3 protein-coding genes and 1 pseudogene are annotated in these 2,278 nt (G+C 38.1%); 1 reads left to right on the forward strand and 3 read right to left on the reverse strand.

What is annotated here, in order from left to right:
* The 3 genes from AC06OU_RS12510 to AC06OU_RS12520 form a co-directional block, all read right to left on the reverse strand.
* The coding region (locus AC06OU_RS12510) for a CpsB/CapC family capsule biosynthesis tyrosine phosphatase (RefSeq protein WP_475856163.1) at positions 1 to 300 on the reverse strand (300 nt) is incomplete at its 3' end.
* Positions 301 to 358: 58 nt separating this feature from the next.
* Positions 359 to 1,060, reverse strand: coding sequence for a CpsD/CapB family tyrosine-protein kinase (locus tag AC06OU_RS12515; protein WP_475856165.1), 702 nt, complete (start codon positions 1,058 to 1,060; stop codon positions 359 to 361).
* A gap of 1 nt (position 1,061) precedes the next feature.
* A complete protein-coding gene (locus AC06OU_RS12520; protein ID WP_475856166.1) occupies positions 1,062 to 1,790 on the reverse strand; it encodes a YveK family protein in 729 nt (242 codons plus the stop codon).
* A 141-nt stretch (positions 1,791 to 1,931) separates the two neighbouring features.
* Here AC06OU_RS12520 and AC06OU_RS12525 point away from each other — a divergent pair.
* A pseudogene (locus AC06OU_RS12525) lies at positions 1,932 to 2,278 on the forward strand (hypothetical protein); the annotation flags it as partial.

Here is a 2,278-nt window from a genome sequence, read left to right on the forward strand (position 1 = left end):
ACCTAATGTAAAAGCCTCTCCAGATTCTACTTGTTGAATAGTAGATTCACCAATTCTAACTTCCTGACCTAACTTCAAATTAATCGAAATGCCTCTATCCTTCGCCAATTCTTGGATTTCATTAAATCTTTCCAAAACGATTTCTCTTTGAACATCAAATTGTGGGTGATAGCCATGTGGTGTTACCATAATATCAGTTAGTCCTTCTTTTTCCGCCTGATATAATAGACCAAGCGATTCTTCTAATGTAGCTGGCCCGTCATCCACTCCATAGAGTATATGAGCATGTATATCTACCATTTTATAACCTTTATCCCCTTTTTTGTAAATTAAAAGAGTGATTGGTATTGTTGCCCAATCACTCTCCCGAACCATAATATTGATAATAATGATCCTTTTGAAGAACGAAATTATTCAAAACGACTCCTAATATGTTCGCTTGGGAAGAAACTAATGCTTCCTTCGCCTTTACCACCGCTTCTTTTTCCGTTTCTCCAGAACTCATTACTAAAATCGTTCCATCGCATATGTTCGAAAGTATTTGTGCATCTGTCACAGATAATATCGGCGGTGCATCGAAAATGATTAGGTCATATTGTTCTTTTAATTGTTCAATTACTTTTCCCATTGTATTGGAGCTTAGTAGCTCTGCGGGATTTGGAGGAATAGGACCACACGTAATAATGTGTAAGTTTTCCGTTTCGGTCTGCTTTAGCGCATCCTCTAGTAATACTTGTCTAGTTAACAAATTGGATAACCCTACTGTATTCGTTAAGTGGAACGTGTAGTGCACGGTCGGTTTACGCATATCCGCGTCTATTAACAGCACCTTCTTACCTTCCTGCGCAAATACTACCGCTGTATTTGCAGCGACCGTCGATTTCCCTTCACCTGGAGAGGCGGAAGTAAATAATAATGTTTTAATCGGCTTGTCCGGCATGGAAAAATTGATATTTGTTCGAAGTGTCCGAAACTGCTCAGAAACAATCGATTTAGGGTTAGCTGCTGCGATGAGCTTTCTCGCTGCTTTTTGGATGATTTTCTTTTTTTTCTTAGCCATTTTATGCCCTCTTTCGTCTGCTTGCTACTTCAAGCTTCGTGCTTTGAAGATCTTTATCGGAAATAACACTGATCAGTCCCAATACTGGTAAGCCTAATACGTCCTCTACATCCTGCTCATTTTTGACAGTCGTATCTAAATATTCCAATAGGAAGGCAATCCCTACTCCTAGCATTAGGCCGATAACTGCTCCAATCGCCATATTCAGCATCGGGTTAGGCTTCACTGGAGATGGATTATCCGATAGAATAGCCGGTGTTAACACACTGACATTATCTACCTTCATCAAATTCTTAATCTCTGCTTGGAATACCTCGGCCGTCATATTGGCAATATCGACTGCTCGTTTTGGGTTCGGATCCTGAACGGTAATATTGACTACCTGCGAGTTTTCCGCATTATTTACTGTAATTTGCTCCGTTAAAGCACCAGTAGTAGTGTCTAAATCTAGCTTCTCAATAACTAAGGAAAGAATAGCTGGACTTTTAATAATGACATTGTATGTATTAATCAGCTGTAAGTTTGCTTGTATTTCCTGGGAGTTAAAGTTAGTTGCGTCTGTCTTCTCTTGGTTCACTAAAATTTGTGTCGAAGATTGATAAATTGGTGTAAGCAATAGAAAACTAACGACACCACTAATTGTTATTGCTAAAATTGTCATGACAATGATGAGTGCCAATCTCTTTTTTAACGTCTTAAAAAGATCCTGGAGACTGATTGTTTCTTCCATTAATTGATAACTCCTTCTCTCTATCTTTTACGAATTTTGACTCAGTATAACATATATTATCTTTATTATTCTATCATAGGGCAGTATAATAAAACCATCTGAAATAAAATAATACCTATTTAACCAAACGGAGGTTATTACTTGAATTTACATAAGTCTATTATGCTAGTACTATCGATACTTTGTGTCATCATCTTAATATTGAGCTACTTTATGTGGAAGGATAAGCTAGAAAATGCACATAATTTGTCAAAAACTGCTACAGATTCTCAAATGGAAAAGGTTCAGAAAGAAGAATCAACTTCTAGCGAAGAGACAACACCCTTACCTGAAAAGCTAGAGTTAACAAGAGATGGAATCATGGCGGCACTTAGCAATGCCGATACGAAAGTACAGGAGTTAGTGCTTGGTCGCTATGACCAGGAGGAAAAAGTACAGATGCTTCTATTAGGCTCTACCGTTATGAATGACGGCAGTCCAGGATACGG

This window comes from Psychrobacillus sp. (genome assembly GCF_056205495.1).